At 62.0% G+C, this 22,615-nt stretch carries 24 protein-coding genes; 7 read left to right on the top strand and 17 right to left on the bottom strand.

What is annotated here, in order from left to right:
• Positions 1-9: 9 nt before the first annotated feature.
• The 4 genes from Q7V03_RS20665 to Q7V03_RS20650 are packed head-to-tail and all read right to left on the bottom strand — an operon-like array spanning position 10 to position 4,265.
• Positions 10-1,530: a phage portal protein gene (locus Q7V03_RS20665; RefSeq protein WP_304927475.1), complete on the bottom strand. Its 1,521-nt coding sequence runs from the start codon at positions 1,528-1,530 to the stop codon at positions 10-12.
• A gap of 2 nt (positions 1,531-1,532) precedes the next feature.
• Positions 1,533-1,748, bottom strand: coding sequence for a phage head-tail joining protein (locus Q7V03_RS20660; RefSeq protein ID WP_304927474.1), 216 nt, complete (start codon positions 1,746-1,748; stop codon positions 1,533-1,535).
• A 5-nt stretch (positions 1,749-1,753) separates the two neighbouring features.
• Entirely contained in the window at positions 1,754-3,781 is a 2,028-nt protein-coding gene (locus Q7V03_RS20655; RefSeq protein WP_304927473.1) for a phage terminase large subunit family protein, read from the bottom strand.
• Entirely contained in the window at positions 3,729-4,265 is a 537-nt protein-coding gene (locus Q7V03_RS20650) for a hypothetical protein (RefSeq protein WP_304927472.1), read from the bottom strand. Before Q7V03_RS20650 ends, Q7V03_RS20655 begins: the two co-directional genes overlap by 53 nt.
• A gap of 117 nt (positions 4,266-4,382) precedes the next feature.
• On the opposite strand from Q7V03_RS20650, the gene Q7V03_RS20645 reads away from it, so the two are divergent.
• Positions 4,383-4,577, top strand: coding sequence for a hypothetical protein (locus Q7V03_RS20645; RefSeq protein WP_304927471.1), 195 nt, complete (start codon positions 4,383-4,385; stop codon positions 4,575-4,577).
• 66 nt (positions 4,578-4,643) lie between these two features.
• Complete coding sequence (locus Q7V03_RS20640) at positions 4,644-5,189, top strand: DUF3489 domain-containing protein (RefSeq protein WP_304927470.1); 546 nt, start codon at positions 4,644-4,646, stop codon at positions 5,187-5,189.
• Between the two features lie 279 nt (positions 5,190-5,468).
• Here the strand turns inward: Q7V03_RS20640 and Q7V03_RS20635 are convergent, their stop codons facing one another.
• From Q7V03_RS20635 to Q7V03_RS20615, 5 genes are all read right to left on the bottom strand, one after another.
• The gene (locus Q7V03_RS20635; protein ID WP_304927469.1) at positions 5,469-6,578 is read right to left on the bottom strand and encodes an IS110 family transposase; all 1,110 of its coding nucleotides are present in this window, start codon (positions 6,576-6,578) and stop codon (positions 5,469-5,471) included.
• Between the two features lie 79 nt (positions 6,579-6,657).
• Positions 6,658-7,269 carry a DUF1989 domain-containing protein gene (locus tag Q7V03_RS20630; RefSeq protein WP_370651181.1) on the bottom strand — a complete coding sequence of 204 codons (612 nt, stop codon included), beginning with the start codon at positions 7,267-7,269 and terminating at the stop codon, positions 6,658-6,660.
• Positions 7,270-7,415: 146 nt separating this feature from the next.
• Positions 7,416-8,675 carry a site-specific DNA-methyltransferase gene (locus Q7V03_RS20625; RefSeq protein WP_304927467.1) on the bottom strand — a complete coding sequence of 420 codons (1,260 nt, stop codon included), beginning with the start codon at positions 8,673-8,675 and terminating at the stop codon, positions 7,416-7,418.
• A gap of 236 nt (positions 8,676-8,911) precedes the next feature.
• Positions 8,912-9,298 carry an SDR family NAD(P)-dependent oxidoreductase gene (locus tag Q7V03_RS20620; protein ID WP_370651180.1) on the bottom strand — a complete coding sequence of 129 codons (387 nt, stop codon included), beginning with the start codon at positions 9,296-9,298 and terminating at the stop codon, positions 8,912-8,914.
• The gene (locus Q7V03_RS20615; RefSeq protein ID WP_370651179.1) at positions 9,204-11,249 is read right to left on the bottom strand and encodes a Lon protease family protein; all 2,046 of its coding nucleotides are present in this window, start codon (positions 11,247-11,249) and stop codon (positions 9,204-9,206) included. The genes Q7V03_RS20620 and Q7V03_RS20615 overlap by 95 nt, the downstream gene beginning before the upstream one ends.
• Before the next feature lie 640 nt (positions 11,250-11,889).
• On the opposite strand from Q7V03_RS20615, the gene Q7V03_RS20610 reads away from it, so the two are divergent.
• Complete coding sequence (locus tag Q7V03_RS20610; protein WP_304927466.1) at positions 11,890-13,446, top strand: AAA family ATPase; 1,557 nt, start codon at positions 11,890-11,892, stop codon at positions 13,444-13,446.
• On the opposite strand, the gene Q7V03_RS20605 is transcribed toward Q7V03_RS20610, so the two are convergent.
• Entirely contained in the window at positions 13,443-13,976 is a 534-nt protein-coding gene (locus Q7V03_RS20605) for an Hsp20/alpha crystallin family protein (protein ID WP_304927465.1), read from the bottom strand. The genes Q7V03_RS20610 and Q7V03_RS20605 overlap by 4 nt on opposite strands.
• Positions 13,977-14,063: 87 nt before the next feature.
• Positions 14,064-14,906 (bottom strand): Crp/Fnr family transcriptional regulator, encoded by an 843-nt coding sequence (locus Q7V03_RS20600; protein ID WP_304927464.1) that lies wholly within the window; start codon positions 14,904-14,906, stop codon positions 14,064-14,066.
• Positions 14,907-15,165: 259 nt separating this feature from the next.
• Here Q7V03_RS20600 and Q7V03_RS20595 point away from each other — a divergent pair, with 259 nt between their 5' ends.
• Positions 15,166-15,921 carry a Crp/Fnr family transcriptional regulator gene (locus tag Q7V03_RS20595; RefSeq protein ID WP_304927463.1) on the top strand — a complete coding sequence of 252 codons (756 nt, stop codon included), beginning with the start codon at positions 15,166-15,168 and terminating at the stop codon, positions 15,919-15,921.
• A 113-nt stretch (positions 15,922-16,034) separates the two neighbouring features.
• On the opposite strand, the gene Q7V03_RS20590 is transcribed toward Q7V03_RS20595, so the two are convergent.
• Positions 16,035-16,445 carry a c-type cytochrome gene (locus tag Q7V03_RS20590; protein ID WP_304927462.1) on the bottom strand — a complete coding sequence of 137 codons (411 nt, stop codon included), beginning with the start codon at positions 16,443-16,445 and terminating at the stop codon, positions 16,035-16,037.
• A 194-nt stretch (positions 16,446-16,639) separates the two neighbouring features.
• On the opposite strand from Q7V03_RS20590, the gene Q7V03_RS20585 reads away from it, so the two are divergent.
• Positions 16,640-17,872 carry a cyclopropane-fatty-acyl-phospholipid synthase family protein gene (locus Q7V03_RS20585; protein WP_304927461.1) on the top strand — a complete coding sequence of 411 codons (1,233 nt, stop codon included), beginning with the start codon at positions 16,640-16,642 and terminating at the stop codon, positions 17,870-17,872.
• Between the two features lie 18 nt (positions 17,873-17,890).
• On the opposite strand, the gene Q7V03_RS20580 is transcribed toward Q7V03_RS20585, so the two are convergent.
• Together Q7V03_RS20580 and Q7V03_RS20575 are read right to left on the bottom strand one after the other, a co-directional pair.
• Positions 17,891-18,247, bottom strand: coding sequence for a phasin family protein (locus Q7V03_RS20580; RefSeq protein ID WP_304927460.1), 357 nt, complete (start codon positions 18,245-18,247; stop codon positions 17,891-17,893).
• Between the two features lie 111 nt (positions 18,248-18,358).
• On the bottom strand, positions 18,359-19,339 hold the full coding sequence (locus Q7V03_RS20575; protein ID WP_304927459.1) for a ribose-phosphate pyrophosphokinase: 981 nt from the start codon (positions 19,337-19,339) through the stop codon (positions 18,359-18,361).
• 158 nt (positions 19,340-19,497) lie between these two features.
• Here Q7V03_RS20575 and Q7V03_RS20570 point away from each other — a divergent pair, with 158 nt between their 5' ends.
• Positions 19,498-19,923, top strand: coding sequence for a DUF2267 domain-containing protein (locus Q7V03_RS20570; RefSeq protein ID WP_304927458.1), 426 nt, complete (start codon positions 19,498-19,500; stop codon positions 19,921-19,923).
• On the top strand, positions 19,923-20,954 hold the full coding sequence (locus tag Q7V03_RS20565) for a hypothetical protein (protein ID WP_304927457.1): 1,032 nt from the start codon (positions 19,923-19,925) through the stop codon (positions 20,952-20,954). Before Q7V03_RS20570 ends, Q7V03_RS20565 begins: the two co-directional genes overlap by 1 nt.
• On the opposite strand, the gene Q7V03_RS20560 is transcribed toward Q7V03_RS20565, so the two are convergent.
• From Q7V03_RS20560 to Q7V03_RS20550, 3 genes are all read right to left on the bottom strand, one after another.
• Positions 20,922-21,596 carry a phosphoribosyltransferase gene (locus Q7V03_RS20560; protein WP_304927456.1) on the bottom strand — a complete coding sequence of 225 codons (675 nt, stop codon included), beginning with the start codon at positions 21,594-21,596 and terminating at the stop codon, positions 20,922-20,924. The genes Q7V03_RS20565 and Q7V03_RS20560 overlap by 33 nt on opposite strands.
• Complete coding sequence (locus Q7V03_RS20555) at positions 21,577-22,047, bottom strand: host attachment family protein (protein WP_304927455.1); 471 nt, start codon at positions 22,045-22,047, stop codon at positions 21,577-21,579. Before Q7V03_RS20555 ends, Q7V03_RS20560 begins: the two co-directional genes overlap by 20 nt.
• A gap of 383 nt (positions 22,048-22,430) precedes the next feature.
• A complete protein-coding gene (locus tag Q7V03_RS20550) occupies positions 22,431-22,586 on the bottom strand; it encodes a hypothetical protein (protein ID WP_304927454.1) in 156 nt (51 codons plus the stop codon).
• Positions 22,587-22,615: the final 29 nt, after the last annotated feature.

Raw genomic sequence — 22,615 nt, 5'->3', positions numbered from 1 at the left:
TCTCGCCTCCTATGGGGCAGTGTCTTGGGTTGGGTCCTGGTTTGGATCGGACGTATTCTGGTCCTGCGTGTTCTGATCAGATGCATTCTGATCAGCGTTCGGGTCCACTACACCCGGTGCCTGCGCGGGCGATCCGGGACGGCGGAAGTCGAGGCCCAGCCTGCGTTCTCGGTCGCGTTCGCGTGCGATTTCCGCGTCGACCTGCTCGGCGTCATAACCGCGCTCGGCGATGGCTTGGGTGCGGGATTTCAACCCGGCTTCGATCTGGGCAATCTCGGCATTGGCGTCTTTCAGGGGGTCGACCCAATCCCATTTGGTGGGCAGCCAATTGCAGGCGAGATATTCGGCGCGGCGTCGATCATAGCCGGGCAACCGAAGCGCACCGGCCAACACCGCTGTGTCCATGAACCGCGCCCAGACCGGTCGGCACATCTGGAACACCATCACCGAATGCTGCCAGGCCGAGACCCGTCGGCGGAACTCGATCAGCGACAGCCGGGAGTTCGAGAAGTTGCCCTTCGCCCCGTCATTGCTGAGATACCCATAGGGGATGCCCAGTGCGGCCGAGATTTGCAGCAGCGTGCGATACTGGAACGGCTCATAGGTTGCGCCGGAGTCCGCCGGTGCGCTAACCGTCACATCCTCGCCGGGATCGAGGCGGACAACCTGGCCCGGTGCCACTTCATACTCCTCATCGGGTGGCGCGAGCGGATTGTCAGGCGCAGGCGAGGTTACGAACATCGCATACATCGCCGCCACCTTTTTGCGGTCGAGTTCGGCGTCATCGTACTGATCCAGCAGGAACAGCTTCACGATAGCAGGGGCAAAGCGCGACACACCACGCAGTTGCCCAGCTTCGACCGGGTCGATCACATGCAGCACTTCGGAGGCTGGTACCCGGACGGTTTCGCCCGCCAGCCCCGGATCGGTGCTGTCGCCCGGATGGCGGCGCAGGAAGTGGAAGGCCACCCGCCGCCCGACCCGGTCGAACTCGATTCCCTGGCGGATGACGTTGCTATTGCCGTCCACGGCGTTGTGGTTGAGGGGCAGCATTTCCGACGGCAGCATCTGCACTTGAAGGGGAACGACCAGCCCATCCTCCGGTCGGCGAGGCCGAAACCGCAAGAAGACCTCGCCAGTCATGAACACTTCGCGGGCGGCGCGGCGCTGCAACCCGTAAAAGTCGGTCAGTCCTTCGGCGTCCGCATCATCGGTCCAGGCCAGCCACAGCCGCTGCACGGCATCTTTGCGCGATGCCTGTGAGATGGACGAGTTCGGGCTGATCCCATCGCCGACTGTGTTGGCCGCCCACGACTCAATAGCGTTCGCGGCATAGCCGTTGTTGCGCACCAGCCAGCGCGCCCGGGCGTTCATCTCCGGCCCGGAGGCTGCGATCAGCGCGTTGACATGGGCACGCGAGGTAACAAAGCCTTTCAGGCGGCGCTGGCCGGAGGTGGCATCAAACCCGCCCGGCATGCCGAAGCCGCCGACCCATGCGCCAAGGCGGGTTCGCCAATTGGTCGAAACCATGATCACAAGTCCTTGCTGGCGAAGGGCCGGGACACCCGCGCCCGCGTCACCGTGGTGTCGGCCGCTGCGATGCGCCGTTCCAGATCGAAGATCGCCGTCGCGAGTTCAGCGTCCGAGCCATAGCTGATCTGCCGCCCATCATAGGTGATCGACCGCACGCCACCGAAGCGCATGCCAAGGAGGGCGCTGAGCAGCGCCTGCATTTCCGCCAGAGTCATTGTCGCTACCTCATGTATTTCGGGGTCACCGCGCCAGATCGGCGGCGGCGGGGTGTCAGCACGGTTCCAGCCGTCGGCGCCGTCGGCTCGATGACTTCAGGTGCGGGGATCACTTTGGTTTCCACGCCCGCCTGGGATTCCAGCGACCGCCAGGTTGCCTCGTCCCACCGATCCGCGCCGAGGATCCACGCCGCAGCCCGGGCATAGACCCGGCAGTCCAGCGCCTCGTTGCGTTCGCGCATCTTCTGCCATTCCTGATGGCCAAAGCCGCGCTTGTTGCGCACCGTCACCATCTGTTCGGCGACCAGCTGCTTCAGCCATTCGGTGTCGGCCCAGCTGGGCAGATGCATCGTGCCAGCCGCGTCACAGACGCCCAGCGCGCGGTCTTCATCCGATGGCCGTTCAAGGCGCAGAAACCGGTAAGTCTCGGCCTTGAAGGTGGATACCGCGATGGTCCAGAGCCGCGCACCCCTGCGCAGCCGCTTGCCGCCGATAGTGGCGTCGACAAAAGTCGGACCGGACACTGGCGTTGACCGGTTGAAGCTTTCGACCCCCTTGATCGGGGTGACCTGTGCGTAACCCGCAACGCGCGACCAGGCGTAAACTGCCGGGGCCTCATAACCGGTGTCGATCGCCAGTTTGGAGAGCTGCATGACGGCACCGCTTTCGTGGGTCCATGTCCGACCGAGGAGCGCGGTCAGCTTGTCCCAAGCCGCCGGATCCTCCGGACCACCCGCGATGACGATGTGTTCGACCAGCCAGGACTCCAAACCCCGGCCCCAGGCCCAGACGTCGACCTCGATCCGATCCTTCTGCACATCGGCCCCGGCGGTCAAGAACAGGCCAAGGTGAGGCACCGTCGCGGCGAACACCTCACGACGATCTGCCAGGCGTTGCCATTCGGGCGCGTCGCCGCTTTCGACCCAAGTCTCGCCCAGAAGCGTGTTGCGGGCGGCGCGCAACATCTCGTCGGAGCCTTGGGCGGCCAACCAGTCTCGCGCGATCTGCGCCCAGCTTTTCCAGCCCATCGGCGAATAGAGCGCCGAGATATGGAAGCCAATCGAATGCGGGTCGACAGAAACGGCAGTGGGCCGCCATTCGCCTTGTTCCAGCATCTGGGTCTTATGGTGCTCGGCGATAGGTTTCTCACACCCCTCGCAAGCATAAGTTGCCGTTTCCGGTTGGCCATTCGCCCAGCGCAGCCGTTCAAACTGCAGCCACTGCATCGCCCCACAATGCGGGCAGGGCACGAAGTAACGGCGTTGATCGCTGGCTTCAAACTCACGCTCGATCCGGCTCAGGCCCCGGATCGTCGGGGTCGAGACCATGAACACTTTGCGACGGTGCGAGAATGTCGTGGTGCGCGCTTCTGCCAGCGTGACTGGATCGCCTTCCTCGTCGGCGGAGGCCGGATAGGCGTCAACCTCGTCAAGAAAGATATAGCGCGCGGGCATCGAGCGCAGGCCGGTGGCCGAGTTGGCACCGGTCAGCACCAGGATGCCACCCGGGAATTCCTTGGACAGCATCGAATTGCCTGCATCGCGCGAACGGGCCGGATTGACCCGTTCGCGCAAGGCAGGACTGTCCGCAATCAGCGGGTCCAATCGCCCGCGCGATGTTCGTTTGGCCATTTCGACTGTCGGCAGCACCGCCAGCATCGGGCCCGGCGCATGGTGGATCACGAAGCCGATCCAGTTGTTGCCCGCTTCAGTCGCGCCAACCTGCGCGGCCTTCATGAACGAGATGCGCTGGGCCGGATGCCGCGGCGACAGCGCATCCATGATCTCGCGCAGATATGGCGTGCGCGCCGTCCGGTAACGTCCCGGCTCGGCGCTGGCGCGCGACGACAGCCAGCGGTGTTGATCGGCCCACTCCGACACTGTCAGGTCCGGGTCGGGCCGCATGCCCCGGCGCCAGGTGCGCAGGATGTCTTCCGCGCCCTCAAAGCCAAGGTCCAGGTCGGCAGTCAGGTCGTCGTCATCATCCCAGGGAGACGCGGAGGTCGGCGAGGGCGGCGAGCTGTTCTCTGACATGGGTTTCCAGCACCCTTTGCAGGATCGCGGCCTCGATCATCACCGGTTTGTTGGTCTGTTGCTCCACCTCCGCTGCCACTTCGGCCGCCATTAGCGCCGCCACCCGGGCGGGCCATGTCACCCAGACATCTCGCTCCTGCCGCGCCAGGCGGAACACCAGCGCCTCCGCCCGTGCCCGGTCGATCAGCGTGCCCTTCTTCTTCTGGATCGCCAGCTGGCGTTCTTGCGCCTGGTAGACGGTCAGGGCAGTCCGGGCCTTCAGATAGGATGAACTGTCGGCGGGGCCGGAAAAACCGCTGTCGCCACCAGTCGACCGACGCTGCTGATCCGGGTCTGTCATGTCGCCACGGCGCACATCAGATGCAGCAGCATTGATCGATCCATCGCCGTATACGACCAGTCGCCCGGCCTTGCGGGCCTTCTGGATCGCTCCGCGCGAGAGGCCGGAATGGGCGGAATACTCGCGTTCGCTCATGCCGTCCATGCTACCATCCGCCATGCTTAAGGCAATGAAATTGCTAGTTATTCAGTTGATTGCACTTCGAAGAAGAGCGAACCTGATTACACGAGAACGATGCCGCTCACCCCCGGAGACCACGCCATGACCGCCAAGACCGCAGCCCCCGCCAAAGCCCCCAGCGAAGCCTTGCTGCTGGAAATCGCCGCCAAGCATTTCTTCCTAGAGACACTTGAAACCCGCAACAGCGACGGCCTCGACTTCCACGATGTCGCGGTCTGGTCGATCCGCGCCGCACTGGAAGCGGCCTTCGCCGCTGGCCAGGCCGCAACCCGCTGAACAGGAGCACACACCCGCCGCACCACAACCTTCCGTGCTGAACACGACCAGAAAAAGGAGTCCACAATGATTAAACTGACCGAAACCCAGACCATTGTCCTGAGCGCCGGAGCAAAGCGCCCCGACAACATCGCCATGCCACTGCCCAAGGGTTTAGCTGGTGCGGCGGCGAAGATGGCTGTCAACAAGATGATCGAACGCGGCTGGCTGCAAGAGGTCGATGCCAACCTGCGCCGGGGCGAGCCGCTCTGGCGTGAAACCGGTGATGGCCACGGCACCACAGTGGTGGTCACCGACGCGGGTCTGCTCGCGATCGGGATTCAACCGGTGGTCACCCAGACTATGGCCGCGATCCGGAAAAATGTATCGGAAGCGTCCGCGCCAAGGCAGCCGATCCCGCGCCCCGGGACCAAGCAAGCGATGGTGATCGCGCTGCTGCAAGCGCCCGACGGTGCGACCATTGATGCGATCATCGCAGCGACAGGTTGGCAGGCCCACACCGTGCGGGGCGCGCTTTCGGGCGCTTTGAGCAAGAAGCTGGGCCTGACCGTGACCTCGACGAAGTATGAGGGCAGGGGGAGAGTATACCGGATTATCCGCGAGACTGCATGATTTATCGTACCCTCTCATGAGCGTTTTTGGTTTTCTGGACAAGATAAGACTACCCGTATTGTGCGGGTTGGTCAAAGATTATAGCCTGTGCTGGCGCTGAAGACGGTGGTCCGAACCGATGGTTATCATACTCTCATCCGCGGATTGGTTACCGCCTGACCATATTCGATGTGGGCTCGCCTCTCTCTAAGGCCGGATATTTATCCCAGGGTACGCCGAGGGTTCCCCTATCAATGGCCGCCATCTCCAGCGTCCTACACAGGCAGAATGTCTGATGGATCAGGCCGGAAGGGGTGTTTTGCGGGCGATGTCCCAGATGAATCCGGCCAATTCACGGGCAATGGCCGCCAGTATCCGTGGCTGCGGCTTTCCCAGGCGTGCCAGATGACGGAAGCGGGCACACAGGCGGGTCTGCGCCTTCCAGCCAATGTCGCGGATCTGCTGAGGCAAGTGTTGCGAGCGCTTGAGATATGGCTGCCCTTCCTTGGGCGGATGCCGATATGACCAACCCGCCTCGACCAGCATGGTCCGGGCCAGAGCGTTTCCGGCCTTGGTCAGGCGTCCGCGCCTTGTGCTGGAGCCGCTGGAATGCTCGCTGGGGACGAGGCCAAGCCAGGCCATCAACTGGCGTGGATTTTCGAACCGCGCGATATCCCCTATTTCGGCAACAACTGTCGCAGCAATAATGGTGTTCACCCCGCGCAGCGCCAGAAGAGCATCGACGACAGGACCAAAATGCCAGTCCTTGATTGCGGCCTCGATTGTTCGGTCCAAGGTTGCAACTCTCGCTTCAATCTGAGCGATCACGCGCTTCATCTCTTCGAAGGTAAGTTGCTGGTGCGCAAAGCGAAACCGCCGCAATTCAGCCAGCCAACGCCGGTGACGTAGGGTCCAATAGCTGCCAGTTTGATATCGCAACCCATGGCGCAGCAGGAAGCTCAGTAACTGCTGCTTGGCCACTTTCAGAGCCTCCATCGCCTGGTGACGGGCGCGGATCAAATCCCGCATCGCCTCCTGCTCTTCGTCGGGCGTCCAGATCGGGCTCAGCTCCCCTGCACGCCACAATCGTGCTAGCATTTCGGCATCGCGACGATCTGTCTTGATCCGGTCGCCCGCCTTGCGCGGGATCATCGCAGGGGCAACAACCGCGCACTCGAACCCAAGCTTTGTCAAATGGCGATAAAGGCCATAGCCACATGGCCCGGCCTCGTAGCAAAAACTGACAATGCTGCCAGAAACTGTGAGACTTCGGGTCAGGCGAATCACAGACTCTGCGGTGTTCGGAATAATCCCGAAAAACCGCAGTTCCCCGTCGCGGCAATCCTCTGCGATAGCCACCGCAATCGTGTCAGCGTGGACATCCAGGCCAACATAAACCATTCTGTTCATGTGCGTTCCTCCTGCGAACAGTTCGTAGCTCGTCAAGAAGACCATGCGGATGACGCCCGCGCAAATCGCTCATCTGGTCTCAGTCGAGTAAGCGGTAATGAACCTCTGTCGGCTTGCAGTCCGCCCCGTTGATCGGGATCATGTCCTGAGGGCAGGTAGACATGACCACGACGCAGTCAATTGCAGCGCGCAGCGTAACAAAGTCTCCCGGTTTGCTGAGTGGCTCGCCCCAGATGATCTTGCCATCGGAGCCGACCGGGATGTTCATCCACAGGTTCAGCGGAGCCGGGCAGTCGGGCGCGCGAAGACCCAGCTGCGCCAAGGCAGCATGCAGATTGTCAGTACAATTGTCATGATACTCCCGGCACCCTAGCATGGCATAGCGGTGCACATCGCAGGCTGCGATGATGGTGTCATGGCGCCCGGGTGAGGTGTCCTCTTCCAGAAGCAGGATCGGCCGCCGTCGGTTTGTCGTCAGTGCATCACCTTTTGCAGGAAAGATGCCCTGGAGCGTTCCGTGCAGATGCTCCATCGACATGAATTCGGACAGGTCATCGGCATTGAAGCACCAAGTGTCCACAACCTGTTGGCCGTGTGTATTGATGATTTGAATGGCTTTTCCTTTGGCAACGCAAACTGCTCGGCCGCGTCGTGCAGGTACCACTTGAAGATCTGTTGTCACGTTTTGCATCCTCTGCCATCGGCGTCGTCATTGTTTCGGTCGGCAAAGTGTCGCGTCCGATGTAGGGATGGTCAAGACACAACCGGGATCCTTGGTCATCGTAGCGAAACGTTTTGCTCCCCATTTTGTTGACGGCCAGTGCCAACAGGGCCTCGTCATGTAGCCAGTCTTTTCGCCTTCAAGTCGGCGAAGGTCTCGCCCGTCTCTGCGAGGACGGCATTCGCGCCGGTGAATTTCTGCCAGCGCTCGATGGCGACATCTACATAGGCCGGGTTCAATTCGATCCCGAAGCACACCCGGCCGATGGTTTCCGCCGCGATCAGCGTGGTGCCCGATCCCATGAAGGGTTCATACACGGCTTGGCCCGGGCTGGAATTGTTCAGCATAGGGCGGCGCATGCATTCCACCGGCTTTTGCGTGCCGTGCACGGTGGTCGCGTCTTGGTCCTTGCCGGAAATGTGCCACAGGGTGGTCTGCTTGCGGTCCCCCGCCCAATGGCCCTTGCCGGTCTTCTTCACGGCATACCAACAAGGTTCATGCTGCCAATGGTAATCGCCGCGGCTGAGCACAAGCCGGTCCTTGGCCCATATGATCTGCGACCTGACGGCGAAACCTGCCGCCACCAAGCTCTCGGCCACGGTGGTGGCATGGAGCGCGCCATGCCAGACATAGGCCACGTCGCCGGGGAACAACGCCCACGCTTCCCGCCAATCGGCACGGTCGTCGTTCAGCACCTTGCCGATGCGTTTGGTCTTGGCCGCGCCCGCCTGGTTGCGCCAGGAGGGGTCATATTCCACGCCATAAGGCGGGTCGGTCACCATGAGGAGCGGCTTCAGATCGCCAAGCAACCGCCCTACGACGTCCGAGGACGTGCTGTCACCGCAGATCAGCCGGTGCGACGCCAGCTGCCAAAGGTCACCCGCCAACGACACCGGCGTGATCGGCGGTTCCGGAATGTCGTCCTCGCCCTCGACGGCACCGCCGTCCACCTGATCAGGATCACGCAACAGGGCGTCCAAATCCTCGTCGGTGATGCCAAGCAGTGACAGGTCGAAATCTTCGGCCAGCAGCCCCGCGATCTCGTCGCGCAGCATCGCCTCATCCCATTCGCCCAACTCGGTCAGCTTGTTGTCGGCGATCCGGTAGGCCCGGCGTTCAGCCTCGTCGAGGTGGCTGAGCCGGATCACCGGCACATCCTTCAGTCCGAGCATGGACGCCGCCAACACCCGACCGTGCCCTGCGATCAGCTCACCATCGTCCGCCACCATGCAGGGCACCGTCCAGCCGAACTTCGCCATGCTGGCGGCGATCTTGGCCACCTGATCGGTGCCGTGGATCTTGGCATTGCGGGCATAGGGGCGCAGCCGATCAATCGACCAGGTCTCGATCTGGCTTGGCGCAAAGACGAGGTCCATCGGCGATTCTCATTTGGGGCAGGCGGACGTGCCGAAGCGCGCTGGGCGATGCCAACGGCTGAAACGGGATCCGCGATATGGTAAAAACGAAAGCGCCCGCGAGGGCTATCCTCCGGGCGCAATTCTTCGATTATCAAGGGGTAGATCAAGGGGGGCAGCTTTGTCAACGAGAATTTTGCCTTAGACTCAAGGCGTTGTCGTCAGTGCAGGCTGTCGCGCCGCAAGGGAGCTTCGCATTACTGTGCTGTATAACCGCCATCGACCAGATGATACGATCCGGTGATGAAGCTGGCGCGGTCCGAAAGTAGGAAGACGATCAGCGCCGCGACTTCCTCGGAGCGTCCAAGCCGGTTCAGTGCGTGCTTGCCCTCAAGGAGCTTCAGCGTCGCTTCATCAAGCGCATCTGCCACGAGCGGCGTTCGGATGAAGCCCGGCCCCACCGAATTGACACGGACGCCACCGGCTGCATGCTCGAGTGCTGCGCTCTTGGTCGCGCCAAGAACACCATGCTTGGCGCTGACATAGGCACTAGAATTGGCAAAGCCCACAGAGCCGAGGATCGACGCCACGTTGACGACTGCGCCACCTCCCGCCTTCTCGATCTCTGGAATGGCAAAACGCATGCCATAGAAAACGCCGGAAAGGTTGATGTCGATTTCTGACATTGCGACGGGGGATCAGCACGCCCTGCTGGCCAGTCAGACCCACAGCCTTGCAGGTGTCGAAGAAGCCCTCGATCTTTTCGTTGACCCCGCCAATCGGCTGAACCTCGCCCATCTGGTTGATCGACCCGGTGATGGCTAGAGACTGCGAGATCGGTATTCCCGCAAGTGCCGACAACAGCGCACAAAGCTCGGCGGCCGAGGCGCTGTCGCCTTCGACCCCGCCATAGGTCTGCTCGAACACCAGGCTGGCCCAAAGGGAAAGTGGCACGTCGCCCGCGTAATGCGTGGCAAGGTAGGAAGACAGGATCAGCACGCCCTTGGAGTGGATCGGCCCGCCCAGCTTTACTTCGCGTTCGATGTCGATGACCTTGCCGGTGCCCATCCGCACCCGGGCCGTAATGCGCACCGGCAGGCCGAAGCTGAACATACCGCTGCTGGTGACGGTCAGGCCATTGACCTGACCGACCGTGCTGCCCGAGGTGGCCACGATCAGCGTGCCTTGGTGGATCATCTCTTGCAGCCGCTCGCGCACCCTGTCGACGCGATGCTCTGCCGCCGCGCGGGCGGCGGCGATCTGGTGGGCGTCAATGACGGGCTCGCCGCTGGATGCGGTCAGAAAGTCAGCCTCGCGCAACAGATCCCAAAGCGCCCCGATCCGCAGCGACATCCGGCCCTGATCGTCGGCCGCCCGGGCCGCGGCGTCGATCAGCGCTGCAACCCCGTCGCGGCTGACCGGCCGAAGGCTGTTGCGCTTGCAGGCCCCGGCGACCATGCGGGCGAACAGCCCGACGCTTTCTGCGGTTCGGGGCATGTCGTCGCTGAAATCGGCGGCGAGTTTGAAAAACCGGCTGAAGTCGGGTTCATAAAGGGTCAGAAGCAGCTGCACCATCGCGTCGCCGACCAGCACCACCCGCACTTGCAGCGGGATCGGCTCTGGCTCCAGCGTGCTGGTCGAAATCAGGCTCAGCATCTCGGCGAACGAGGTGATCCGGATCGCTCGGGTTTCCAGGCAGCGCTTCAGCGCCTCCCAGGCCATAGGTTCGCCAAGGACGCGCAGCGCATCAAGGATCAGATAGCCGCCATTCGCCCGGTGCAGCGCGCCTGACCGGATCAGGGTGAAATCCGTGACCAGCGCGCCCATCGTTGAAATGTGGTCCACCTTGCCGACCAGATTCGACAGCGAAGGCAGCGGCTCGGTGATGATCGGCACCCCGGCCGTTGTCGCGGGATCGTTGGACACCATCACATTGACGGCGTAGCGGTGAAAGGTCGGCTCGTCATGAATGCGGACCCTGGCTGCTGGAAAGGGCCCCTCTTGCTGGCCGTTGCCTTCCCGCAAGAATATCTCTGCATTCTCGATCAGGTCGGTCCGCAAGGCGGCCAGGTACGGCTTGAGCGCCTCGATGGCTCCGAAGGCCTGCAGCGCACCCTCAAGGGCTTCGTCCACCGCCTGCTCGGCCATTTCTGCATTCAGCAAGGCAACAGCCGCCCGGTGGTCCTTTTCCAGCCGCGGAATCGACTTGAGGTATTTCTCAAGATCCTTCTCGGTCAGGCTGACTGCGTCTTCGATTGCCTTGCGGTCTGCGTCCGACAGGCTGGCAAAGTCATCCGGCTTGATCACCTCGCCGTGGCGCAGGCCGGCGATCGCAAAGCCCATCGGCGTGCGCATGATCGTCACGTTGCGGTCTTGTGACTTCTTCACCACCTTTTCAAAGGCATCCTGCTTGCGTGTGGAAAGCCGCTGCTCGAACGCGTTTCGGCGGGTCTGGTATTGCTCGGACTCGAAAAGCGCGGGGATGTCGGTGGCAAGGTCGTCCACCAGTGCTTCCAATGCCTTTTGCAGGGGCCGTGCTGTGCCAGGCGGCAAGGCAATGGCCTTTGGACGATCCGGGTTGGCGAAATCGTTCACATAAACCCAATCGGGCGGAACTGGCCGCCCGGCCGCCTCGACCTCAAGCAGGGTCTGCACGGCGGAATGCCTGCCTGCGCCGACTGGACCCAGGACAAACAGGTTGAAATCCGCATGTGCGATACTGGCCGCAAGTTTGATCGCGCCCAAGGCACGTTCTTGGCCGATCAACCCCGGCAGCGGCTCAAGGGTTGAGGTGTCGTCGAAATCCAGCAGCGCGGGGTCACAACAAAGTTGCAGATCCGCCACCGTCAGCAGCAAGGGCGCTGACACTGTTTCCTGGTCAGCCGCGCGGTCACTTGATTTTCGGGCCATTCCAGATGCCTTTGCTATTTTTTCTCGCCCAAACCCGCGTGTGGCCTGATCCCAAGGTCAGAGCCGCCTGATGGCAAGTCTAGTGAAGCGCCGATCAGGCGACATTGACCTTGATCAACGGGGAAGGGCCCAACCTTGAGCAAACCTTTGCAACCGCGCGACCGTCAACGGCAGCGTCAGTCTGCCTGGCCGCGATCAGGGGCGCCGCCAGATCGGCAGACCTGACCCAAAGGTTAGCGCGCATCGGTTGATACCGGTCAAGGCAGAGGCCGCCAAAACGATGGAATGTGCAGAGTGGACCCGTCAGCGAGGCAAGGAATCCGATATGTCCAAAACCATTGGCGACGCGCAAAGCGAGGTGATCGACTTCCTGCAGTCAGGCAGGGCATTTGCCGCCCCCGGCCCCGTTGAACACGTTCAGACCCATTGTGCGCATGTCTTCCTTTGTGGCGATGTTGCGCTGAAGATCAAACGTGCCGTCCGTTATGACTACCTTGACCAGTCCACGCCGGACCTTCGCCATGCCCTGCTGAACCGCGAGTTGTCGCTGAACAGGCCAACCGCACCGATGATCTACCGCGACGTGGTTCCGGTCACGCGGGCCTTGGATGGCGGGCTTGAACTGAACGGGGCCGGGCCAGCGGTGGAGTGGGCGTTGCGGATGCGCCGGTTTGCTGCCGATTGTGAAATGACGGCGGTCGCCGCCAGCGGCAGGTTGACCGACGCGGTGGCCGAGGCGCTGGGGCAGGCAGTCCGGCAATTCCACGCCACCTGTCCGGTGCTGCAAGACCGGGGGGATGATCTCATCCGCGACATTCTTGCCGAACTGGGGCGTGTGCTGACCCCGCTTGCGGAGGACGTCGGTGGCGGTCTGGTCGGTGCCTTTCTGGATCGGTCGCGGCAACATCTGTCCACCTTGGCCCCGATCTTGCGGGACTGCGCGGCGCAAGGTCACGTCAAGCGGGTGCACGGTGATCTGCATCTGCGCAACCTGTTGCTGATCGAAGAGCAGCCGGTGCTGTTCGACGCGCTCGAGTTCGACGAACGTCTGGCCACCTGCGACGTGCTTTACGATCTTGCGTTCCTGCTGATGGACCTTTGCCATCGTGGCCTTGTGCGGCAGGCCAACATCGCGATGACCTCCTATCTGTTGGCGGCAAAGGGGGCCGAAGACACCGGGCTGTCGGCGCTGCCGTTGTTCCTGTCCGTGCGCGCTGCCATTCGGGCGATGGTGCTTTTGCAGACCGATCAGGCAACTGGCCAAACCGGGGCGTCCAGTGATGAGGCCCGGCTCTATCTGACGCAGGCGGTCGGGTATCTTCACTGGGCAAGGCCGGTGCTGATTGTCGTGGGCGGGCTTTCCGGCACCGGAAAGACGGTTCTTTCGCGCGATCTGGCCGCGGCCATCGGGGCCTGCCCGGGGGCCGTGCATCTGCGCACCGACACCGAACGCAAGGCTGAGGCAGCCCGTGTCGATTATGCGCCAACCGCGCGCGGGGCGATCTATGACCGGATGCTGGCCCGCGCCGACACCATGCTGACGGCGGGCCGAAGCGTCATTCTGGACGGCACCTTTCTGGATCAGGCACAGCGCGGTGCTGCCGAGGAGCTTGCCGCGCGCCTTGGCGTCGGGTTTTGCGGACTTTGGCTGACGGCCCCGCAGCCCGTTCTGATCCAGCGGGTGACGTTGCGCCGGGGCGATGCATCGGATGCCGATGCCGCCGTGGTGATGGCGCAAGCCGCTACGGCGCAGTCGGTGGATGTCACTGGGCGCTGGGTAAGTCTCGACGCCAACGGCACAGGCGAAAAAACAAGGGCCGCAGCACACGCGGCCCTTGAAAGCGTCCTTGGCACTGTTGGGGATGGGACAGTGAAAGCCTAGGCCGCTTTTACCTTGATCTTGCGCTCATTCTCGATTGCGGCTGCGGACTTGGGCAAGGTGACCTTCAGCACCCCCTTGTCAAACCGGGCCTCGATCTTGTCGGCATCGACATTGGCGGGCACGCGGAAGGATCGCTGGAAAGACCCGAAGCTGCGTTCGCGCAGGTGATAATCGTCGTCATCCTCGACGCGTTCGGACGACTTTTCCCCCTTGATCGTTACCATGCCATTCGACAGCTTGACCTCGATCTGGTCCTCGCTCAGGCCCGGCAGCTCGGCCTGCAACTCGTAGCCGCCGTTACGCTCGACCAGATCGACCGCCGGTATAGCCACGCCAAACGCGGGCCAGGCACTCGGGGGGATGGTGGGCTTGCGCGACCACGCATGACGAAGGTCCGGCCATTCGAAATCGGTCATCAAGCGGTCGATCTGATGGCGCAACGCGCGCAGCGGCTCCCAATCCGGCATCGGCGCGCCGACAGCAGGGGCCGGTTCGCGCTTTACCTCAATCTCGGTTTTCTTTTCGGACATCTGAGTTCCTCCAATTGGCGGTTTCAAACTGGAATCATCTGGCCACAAACTGGCGTACAGGTCATTGACTGGCGTCAATGGCCAGGCTCAGCTTCCGCAGTTGCAGACCGCACTGCCAGAGGCTGGCCCCATAAGGTCGTCCAGACGGCTGCGCCGCTCGACAATCCCGCGGACCATCCTGTCAAGGCCGCCCTCGATCTGGCCAAGCGCCATCAACTGCTTCAGATCAAGAATTCTGAAATGCGAAGGATCCTTGATCTCGATGACACCGCTTTCGGACAGTTTGCGGTTGATCCTGCAAATCGTTTCGACGGTCGTTCCCAGAAGGTCTGCGATATCGGCCCGAGGCAATTGCATCGAGAGGATCGTGGTGCCATCGGGAAGCGGGTCACAAGGCATGAACCGGGTGGACATCGCCAGAAAAGCGGCGAACCTTTCATCAGGGCTCAGCGCACCCAGTGACCAGGTCAGCCAGTGCAACCGATCAAGCTGATCCTGCTTCTGGCGAAACAGCTCGGCACGCAGCTCGTCGTTCCCGTTCAGGATTGCATCGAACGCCCGCCGGTCAATGCGGCACAAACCGCTTTGCGTCACGGTTTCGACGCTGACCCCTTCCCGAAACTCGCCTTCAAAGCCGACGACTTCTCCGGGCAGGAAAAGTGACAGGATCTGCCGCCGTCCATCATAAGCATGGCATTGCAGCCGCAGGATGCCGGACCTGATGAACCAGATATCCCTACTGGGGGCGCCCCCCACAATCACTTCACTGTCGGCTGCCCGGTCTTCGCGATGTCTTGCATTGCCGCACAGCATCGAGGTTCCGGTCGGCAGGCTGCATCTCACCCGTCTTGCTGTCTGTCGCATGTCAGCCAAGACAGAAGCAACGGTACCCTCACCCGAGTGGTCCGTCACAGTGGACTGGTATTCCATCACGCATCCCCAGTTCTACAAGCACTGACGCAGCAGGACATGGCAGGCCCACCACGTCGAAACTGCATTCGACGAATCAGCAAGCGAGCACAGACAGAGAATCGTCCGAACCTGCCAAATCAAGCGTAAGCATGTGAGCCTGTGGCGCATTGATCGACGTCAACGATAACCGATGACTACTGTATTATGGTTAAACATCAGTCTCAGGAACGGTGCATTTCCCGCGGCTACGCATCAATCCGCAGTAGAGGGTTCGGAAATGCCCAACCAAAAACAAGCTGATCTTTCCCTGAAGGCCAGCATCGGCCAAAGCAACGGTTTGCTGGAAAAGCTACTGGAGGTTTTGCCGCAAGAGGTGACCGCAAGGCTGTTGGAACTTGCGACGCTGCGGGATGTCGAACTGGGCGAGATCGTTGTCGAACGCGGCGTGCATTCCGAAGAGATCGGCTATGTGCTGAACGGAATGCTGTCGATGGTCCAGAACCTGGAGGACGGCAAGAAGCACATCATCGGACTTCTTGTGCCGACCGACATTTATGGCCGAATATTCGATGGGGCGTCCAACTACCGGATCGAGGCTTTGACCCCGGTCCGGACGCTGTCCTTTCCGCGCGGGCTCTTCGAGCAAGTTCTACGCGAGAACCCAGACGCTGAACGGCTGTTTCTTGTGCATCTACTGGACGAAATGGACGCCGCAAGGGAATGGCTGTTGCTGATCAGCGGCCGCAAGGCTGTCAATCGTCTGGCATCTTTCCTGACGATCCTGCTGCGGCGATCACAGTTCAAGAAGGATGGCAATCCCATGCTGGTGCATGTCCCCTTGGCACGCAAGGGTCTGGCGCATTATCTGGGGGCCAGACCGGAAACCCTAAGCCGTGCCTTTCACGAGTTTGGACGCAAGGGTATCTTGCGGATCGTTGACCCCTATCATTTCGAGATCATTGACAGACCGGCATTGTTGGCCGCCGCAGGGGAAGATCTGACGCTTCAGAACGAACCGGGCCGCATCAGGTAGCGCGCTTTGCGACCATCGCGGCTTCGGTCACCCCGACGCCAGCACCGCAGGAAAGCGATGCCGATGCTGTCTGTCAAAACCTGAAAAGCAGCGACTTCCGCCCGAACGGCAGTCTATTCCTGAATCGACTGGATATAGAGCGCAAGTTCCAGAACCCGGCCGCGCACGATTGCTTCAGTTCCGAGGATCGCGCCTTCACCGTTCGCTGCTGCGCGATACCGGTTCCCGAATACTGGCATGGGGTTTCCGTGCCCTCGTATCACCGCACGTCCGTCAATCGACTGGATCACCTTGAGCAATGGAAAGGTGCCATCATTGCGTTTCGCGATTCCAGTAAGGTCCGGGACACGATCCTTGAACATCGTTGCGATCTCGCCATTGCCGTCGGCCTTCTCGCCGTGACACGCCGCGCAGGCGACAAGATATTCCTCTCGCCCGGCCGCGTACTCATCGGATGCATCCTGAGCCAGAACAGCGGTCGCACACAGCACACCGGTCGCAGCCAAAATCCAAGATCTGAACATGGTTCTTCCTTTCCCGAAACGTTAGCCACATCCAACGATATGGTTGATTCAGATTAGGTCCTGCTCCGGGCTTCGCATTGACGAAGCGCAACGGGACAACGCTCTTCCGACCTCATCAGAAGTTGACGTTCGTCAATGCCGACGACCGGTAGCCGCGTCAGCATGAGCCAGTTCGCCAAGTTCCGGAGGAAGTCATGCCGACAGCGCCCTTTGCACGTTTTCTGCGCCGTCTGATCCGACGCGGGAACCTTGCGGTGATCATTGGATCTGGCCCCGAGATGGCATTTGGCAACGGCGAGGGGTCAAAGGTCACGCTTCATATCAAGGATGCCGCCGCAGTGCGCCGACTGATGCTAGACCCTGAACTTGCGTTGGGGGAAAGCTACATGGACGGCTCGCTTTCCATTGACGGGGATGATCTGCAAGGTTTGCTTGCGATAGTCGTCCGCAACTACGGGAATGGGGGTGACCTGCCCGCCGCAGCGCGCGTCCTTGCCGGGCTGCGCCGCATCCGCAGGCGGCTGGATCAGTCCAATCCCGAAACCGACGCCCGCCGCAATGTCATGCATCACTATGACCTGACACCGGCGATCTATGATCTGTTTCTAGATGCAGACCGCCAGTATTCCTGCGCCTATTTCGCCGACCCCAGCATGTCTCTGGAGGCGGCGCAGGCTGCCAAGAAGGCGCATATCGCCCGCAAGCTGCTGATCTCGCCGGGGATGCGGGTGCTGGATATCGGCTGTGGCTGGGGCGGGCTTGCACTGACGCTGGCCCGTGACTACGGCGCGCAGGTAACCGGCATCACCCTGTCGCAAGAGCAGCTCGCCATCGCGCGCGACCGTGCCAAAGCCGAAGGTCTGACGGATCGGGTTTCTTTTGAGTTGATCGACTATCGGGCCATGACCGGGCAGTTTGACCGGATCGTGTCGGTCGGCATGTTCGAACACGTCGGAGCCCCGAACTTCGCCGCCTACTTCACCATCGTTCGCGACTGCCTGCGTGAAGATGGCGTGGCGCTGATCCACACCATCGGGCGCACGGCACCGCCGAACGCAACAAACCCGTGGATCGCCAAGTACATCTTTCCGGGCGGCTATGTGCCGTCACTGTCCGAAGTGGCCGAAGCGATCCAGGACGCTGGTCTGAGGATTGGCGATATCGAGTGTCTGCGTCTGCACTACGCCCAGACGCTGCGGTGCTGGTTCGACCGGTTCACTGCCAAGGCGGACACTGCCGCTGCCTTGAAGGATCAGCGCTTTGTCCGGATGTGGCGTTATTATCTGGCGGCATCAGAACAGACGTTCCGGCATGGCCCGCAGGACGTGTTCCAGTTCCAGCTTTGCCGCAGGCCCGATGCCGTCCCGATCACGCGCGATTATCTGTACACTCCTTTGGTGCAAAGTCTGGCCAAGGCGGCAGAATGAACGCTCCGGCCCTTGTCCCTACAAAGGGATATCATCGTAGCGCCGCCCCTTTGGCTTGGCCGTAAGCCCCGCCGCAGTCGCCTTGGTCATCAGATCAAGCATCTTTGCCGCCTCATCGGCGTATTGCTTCTGCGCGGCCGTAAAGAACGCGGCCTGGATCTTCCGCATTTCCTCCAGACTGGTGCAGGCCAGCATCGCTTGCTGCGTCTCGATATCCTGTTGCATGCGGTCCCAGACAAACCGAACCGCTTCGGTTCCCATGTCCACCCAGGCCTGAACAGCAGCCGAACCGGCCGCCATGGGAAGGCCGATCCCAGCCATGCCTGACTGCGGGGTTCCGGTCGGCGCGTCGGTCTTTTCCTTCTTTGCGGGCATTTCGTTTCCCTTCCTTTGGTGTTGCGAGCAGGGTCAAGTGCGTGTCCATGAATGGTACACGTTGGCAGCGCTACGATCCAAGACAACTGGTTTGCTGTCGTCCGACGTCGTTCAACGGCTTAGCCCGGTGGGATCAAGAACCGGGCTGATCGCCTGCCCGTTGTGCATCCGGGCCAGGCATTGCCCGATCATGGGCGCCACGCTGATCTGGCAAAGCCGTGGGCCCGGGGCAGGGGGCGTGATCGGCCCTGTCGTGTCCGTGACGGTCAGCGAGGTGATTGCAGCGCCAAGCAGCCGCGTCATGGCCGCCCCGTCCAACAAGGCATGCGTCGCCATCAACCGCACCGAGCGTGCCCCCCGCAGGCGGCAAGCCTCGGCCGCGCGCAGCATCGTCTCGCCACTTTCGATCATGTCATCCACGATCCAGACATCGTGATCGGCCACCTCTCCGGCAAAAAGCTCTCCACTTGTAACGCCCCCGGACCGGTGCTTTTCGACCACGGCAAAGCCCGCAGGCCTGTTGCAAACCAGTTCCACGGATTGCCGCAGCCGCTCGGCCCGTTTTGCGCCGCCAAGATCGGGCGACAGGATGGTGACGGGGGCATCGCCCGCGCGATCCATCACCGCAGCCGAGAACAGCCGAACTGTGTCAAGATTGATGGTCCGGCAGCGAAATCCGTTCTGAAAGGCCGCAAGGTTGTGCACATCGACCGTGATCAGCGTGTCCGTGCCGACGGCTTCGAACAGTTGCGCCACATAGCGCGAACTGACCGGATCACGCGCCTTGGTGACCCGGTCCTTGCGGGCATAGGGCAGGCATGGCACCACGGCGGTCACCCGCACCGCGCCGTGATCGCGGCAGGCGGCGATGAAGAACAGCATCCTGACAAGGTGATCGTTCACCGACAGCCCGCCCGTCGCATGCAGGGCCGCGATGACAAAAACATCACCGCCACGGACGCTGACCAGAGGCCGCAGCTTGTGCTGCCCGCCCTTGAAGTCGCGCGTCTCTACCGCACACAGGGGGTGGCCAGCGACCTGCGCAATGTCGCCGCCCAGTGGAAGATGAGGGGTAAGATCGAAAATCAGCATGACAGCTGGTCTGGCACGCCCCGCAAAGTGGTTCATTGACGGTCGTCAATGCTGGCCCGCTGGCTGAAGCAGAGACTGCGTGGTGCGTCGGGCACTGGCTTGTCGTTGGGCAGCCTTGTGCCGCCCGTCAGAGCGCCATTCACATAAGGGGGCTTCAGATGAAAACCACCGGCATCACCACAATCGACCATGCGCCGCAGGTCGTGGCTGAATGGCTGAACCAGCTGCAAGAGGATCTGGGGTGGCCAGACCGCAGCCGGGCCTACCTTCTGCTGCGCGAGACGCTTCATGCGGTCCGCGATTTCCTGACCGTGGACGAGGCAGCCGATCTTGCCGCCCAGTTGCCGCTCTTGATCCGTGGCATCTTCTTCGACGGCTGGATTCCGGCAAAGACGCCCGCCAAACTGCGGACAGTGGACGATTTCCTTGATCGGGTAAGCAAGGCCTTTTCAGGCGACCCTCTGGCCGAACCCGCTGTGGCGGTCGCTTCCGTTTTTTCGGTTTTGCGTCGGCAGATCAGCCGGGGAGAGTATCGTCAGGTCGCGTGGGCCATGCGAAAACCCTTGCGCGATCTGTGGATGTGATGACCGCCCCGGCAAGCTGCGCCAAGGGGGTTACGCTGGGCGACAAGGTGGCGTTCCTGACCCAAATGCCGGGTGTCGTTCAGGTCATCGAGACGCATATGGCCTTTGTGTTCCTGACCGCTGACTTTGCTTTCAAGCTGAAGAAGCCCGTCAGATTCGGATATTTTGACCACCGCACTCTGGCCGCCCGCGCCACCGCCTGCGCTGAAGAGGTGCGGCTGAACCGGGCGCTGGCGGGGGATGTCTATCTGGGCACTTTGTGCCTGGTGCAGGCACAGGCGGGCCTTGCCCTCTGGGGCGATGGTCCGGTGGTCGACTGGCTTGTCCAGATGCGACGGTTGCCCGCAGACCGCATGCTTGATGCGCTGATCACGGCCCGGCAGCAATCACCGTCGGAAGCCGAGCTTGCAGCCGTGGTTGCACATCTGGCGCAGTTCTATCGCCAGCAACAGACGGCGCCCGTGCCAGCGGGCCTCTACCTTGCCCACCTGCAACGAGAGCAGGCGATCAACTCGGAAAACCTGCACCGGATGGCTGGGTTCTTGCCGGATATCCCGCTGGCTCTGGTCACCACGGATTTGCAGAATCGGATCGCGCGACTGGGCGCCGAAATCGTGGCGCGCGAAAAAGCCGGGCTGGTAGTCGAAGGGCACGGGGATCTGCGGCCCGAACATGCGTGCCTGACCGCGCCGCCGGTGATCTTCGACCGGGTGGAAACCGCGCTGGAGTTGCGGGTGATCGATATCTTCGACGAAGTGGGCTACCTTGCCGCTGAATGCACGCTTCTGGGCCGGCCTGATCTTGGCCTTTGCCTGATGCGCGGGCTGGTGGAAGCAGGCTTTGCGCCCCCCTCGCAGGATCTTCAGACCACCTTTGCCATGTTCCGGCTGGTCACGCGGGCACGGCTGGCGCTGGATCATCTGCGCGATCCCGACCCGCGCACCCCTGACAAATGGCCTGCAAAAGCACGGATCTACCTGACCGAAGCCAGCCGCCTGTCAGGGTGCGCGCCCGGTCACGGCGGACCCTGATCCTGCCGCGGCAAGGATGGCGCGCACGTCCTCATCGCAAAGCTGCGGAAAGTGGGTGTAGTGCTTGCCAACTGCGGTGAATGCGACGGGCGCCGACAGGCAGACCACCTCGTCGGCAAGCTGCGCCATCTGGTCCAGCGTGTCGGGCGCAGCAACTGGTGCCGCGACAACGACGCGCAGCGGGTGATCGGCCCGGACCGCCGCAATGGCCGCCCGCATCGTGGCTCCGGTGGCGATGCCGTCATCAACAACGATCACCACCTTGCCGCGTAACGCCCCCGGCTGCAGACGCGTCCCCCAAAGTTCGCGGCGGCGCGCCAGTTCCGCCCGTTCCGGTGCCGCCTGCGCCTCGATCGTTGCGGCATCAATGCCGTAAAGGCTTACCAGTTCGGCATTCAGGACCCTTGTCTGCCCTTCTGGGCCTGCGATGGCACCCAAGGCCAGTTCTGGGTTCCCCGGCATCCCGATCTTGCGCACAAGGACAATGTCCAGCGGGGCCTTCAGGTCCCGCGCCACCTCATCCGCCACCGGCAAGCCGCCGCGCGGCAGGCCCAGAATGATCGTATCGGGCCCGGCAAGATGCCCAAGCGCGCGCGCCAGTTCACGTCCCGCTGCCCGTCGATCAGGAAATGTCGGACCCATTCTCCAACTCTCGTGAAATCGCCTCTGCCAACTCTTGCGCCGAATGGTGCAGCAGGTTCTTCGGCACCTCGCGGATCACCAGGCCCGCCAGCGTCTGCGGCATCATCTGGCGCAGGTGCCCCAGCATGTCATGCTCGGCAAAGATCGCCAGCCTGTCGAAGTCGCCAGCGCGGCGGTGGCTTTCCAGCAATGAGATGACCTGTCGGATGAACTCCTTCTGGTCTTCGGCAACCGGATCGCTGGCATATTCGATGGCAGACCTGCGACCGCCGCCCATCGATTGGAATGAGCGCCCGGGCTTGTCTGACATGATTTCGCGCAGGTTGCGGGCTTCGGATCGCAAGACCAGTTCTGCAGGTGTGTCATGATCGCGGGTAGAAAGGCCGCGCAAGATCCGACAACGTGCGCCATTGATCACCAAAGCCCATGTCTTGGAAACGTCCTTTTCCATGATGTTTCTCTGCTCCGACCCCAGATGTCCCGTATAGGTTGGCATGGCCCCCTCGGTGGGTGCATTGATCGCGGTCAAGAGCATGACGCCATAGATGCAACATCCTGGCTCTGCCCGTGGTCCCTTCGGCAGCACGCCTTTGCCGATCTGATCGGGCTGGATCAGTTAGGGTGCAGCACTTGGCGAGGGATGTTGCTGACGTTCCATTTCAGTCAAGCCATCTCGTGCGCGTACAGACCGCGTGAAAGCGTGGCTGCCGATCCTCGCCCCCTGAAAGGCCGGATGGTGTTCATGTCGATTGCCAAATCCAGACCCGCGGGCCTTGCAAACCCCGATTTACCGATCGACCAGCTGTTTGAGGCCGTGCCCCCAACCCAAAGGCTTCAGACCCCTGGCAGGACCGTGCAATCATTGGCGTCAAGCGTCTGGACCGGATCATCTGGACCGCAGGTCTCGCCGCTGACCGGATATGTGCTCTCGGCACAACCCGCGACCCAAAGCGTCATCATGACGAGCGTAAGCTGCAGAAATCGTTTCATGATCCTGGTTTCCATTCCGTGACCAACTG

The organism is Cypionkella sp. (assembly GCF_030652235.1).
Lineage (GTDB): Bacteria > Pseudomonadota > Alphaproteobacteria > Rhodobacterales > Rhodobacteraceae > Cypionkella.
This window is presented reverse-complemented; position numbering and strand designations above follow the sequence as displayed.

Excerpts from the sequence above, each read along its gene's own strand:
- Q7V03_RS20665 (WP_304927475.1), bottom strand. The coding sequence starts at position 1,530 with ATGGTTTCGACCAATTGGCGAACCCGCCTTGGCGCATGGGTCGGCGGC.
- Q7V03_RS20660 (WP_304927474.1), bottom strand. The coding sequence starts at position 1,748 with ATGACTCTGGCGGAAATGCAGGCGCTGCTCAGCGCCCTCCTTGGCATG.
- Q7V03_RS20655 (WP_304927473.1), bottom strand. The coding sequence starts at position 3,781 with ATGTCAGAGAACAGCTCGCCGCCCTCGCCGACCTCCGCGTCTCCCTGG.
- Q7V03_RS20650 (WP_304927472.1), bottom strand. The coding sequence starts at position 4,265 with ATGGACGGCATGAGCGAACGCGAGTATTCCGCCCATTCCGGCCTCTCG.
- Q7V03_RS20645 (WP_304927471.1), top strand. The coding sequence starts at position 4,383 with ATGACCGCCAAGACCGCAGCCCCCGCCAAAGCCCCCAGCGAAGCCTTG.
- Q7V03_RS20640 (WP_304927470.1), top strand. The coding sequence starts at position 4,644 with ATGATTAAACTGACCGAAACCCAGACCATTGTCCTGAGCGCCGGAGCA.
- Q7V03_RS20635 (WP_304927469.1), bottom strand. The coding sequence starts at position 6,578 with ATGAACAGAATGGTTTATGTTGGCCTGGATGTCCACGCTGACACGATT.
- Q7V03_RS20630 (WP_370651181.1), bottom strand. The coding sequence starts at position 7,269 with ATGCAAAACGTGACAACAGATCTTCAAGTGGTACCTGCACGACGCGGC.
- Q7V03_RS20625 (WP_304927467.1), bottom strand. The coding sequence starts at position 8,675 with ATGGACCTCGTCTTTGCGCCAAGCCAGATCGAGACCTGGTCGATTGAT.
- Q7V03_RS20620 (WP_370651180.1), bottom strand. The coding sequence starts at position 9,298 with ATGCGTTTTGCCATTCCAGAGATCGAGAAGGCGGGAGGTGGCGCAGTC.
- Q7V03_RS20610 (WP_304927466.1), top strand. The coding sequence starts at position 11,890 with ATGTCCAAAACCATTGGCGACGCGCAAAGCGAGGTGATCGACTTCCTG.
- Q7V03_RS20605 (WP_304927465.1), bottom strand. The coding sequence starts at position 13,976 with ATGTCCGAAAAGAAAACCGAGATTGAGGTAAAGCGCGAACCGGCCCCT.
- Q7V03_RS20600 (WP_304927464.1), bottom strand. The coding sequence starts at position 14,906 with ATGGAATACCAGTCCACTGTGACGGACCACTCGGGTGAGGGTACCGTT.
- Q7V03_RS20595 (WP_304927463.1), top strand. The coding sequence starts at position 15,166 with ATGCCCAACCAAAAACAAGCTGATCTTTCCCTGAAGGCCAGCATCGGC.
- Q7V03_RS20590 (WP_304927462.1), bottom strand. The coding sequence starts at position 16,445 with ATGTTCAGATCTTGGATTTTGGCTGCGACCGGTGTGCTGTGTGCGACC.
- Q7V03_RS20585 (WP_304927461.1), top strand. The coding sequence starts at position 16,640 with ATGCCGACAGCGCCCTTTGCACGTTTTCTGCGCCGTCTGATCCGACGC.
- Q7V03_RS20580 (WP_304927460.1), bottom strand. The coding sequence starts at position 18,247 with ATGCCCGCAAAGAAGGAAAAGACCGACGCGCCGACCGGAACCCCGCAG.
- Q7V03_RS20575 (WP_304927459.1), bottom strand. The coding sequence starts at position 19,339 with ATGCTGATTTTCGATCTTACCCCTCATCTTCCACTGGGCGGCGACATT.
- Q7V03_RS20570 (WP_304927458.1), top strand. The coding sequence starts at position 19,498 with ATGAAAACCACCGGCATCACCACAATCGACCATGCGCCGCAGGTCGTG.
- Q7V03_RS20565 (WP_304927457.1), top strand. The coding sequence starts at position 19,923 with ATGACCGCCCCGGCAAGCTGCGCCAAGGGGGTTACGCTGGGCGACAAG.
- Q7V03_RS20560 (WP_304927456.1), bottom strand. The coding sequence starts at position 21,596 with ATGGGTCCGACATTTCCTGATCGACGGGCAGCGGGACGTGAACTGGCG.
- Q7V03_RS20555 (WP_304927455.1), bottom strand. The coding sequence starts at position 22,047 with ATGGAAAAGGACGTTTCCAAGACATGGGCTTTGGTGATCAATGGCGCA.
- Q7V03_RS20550 (WP_304927454.1), bottom strand. The coding sequence starts at position 22,586 with ATGAAACGATTTCTGCAGCTTACGCTCGTCATGATGACGCTTTGGGTC.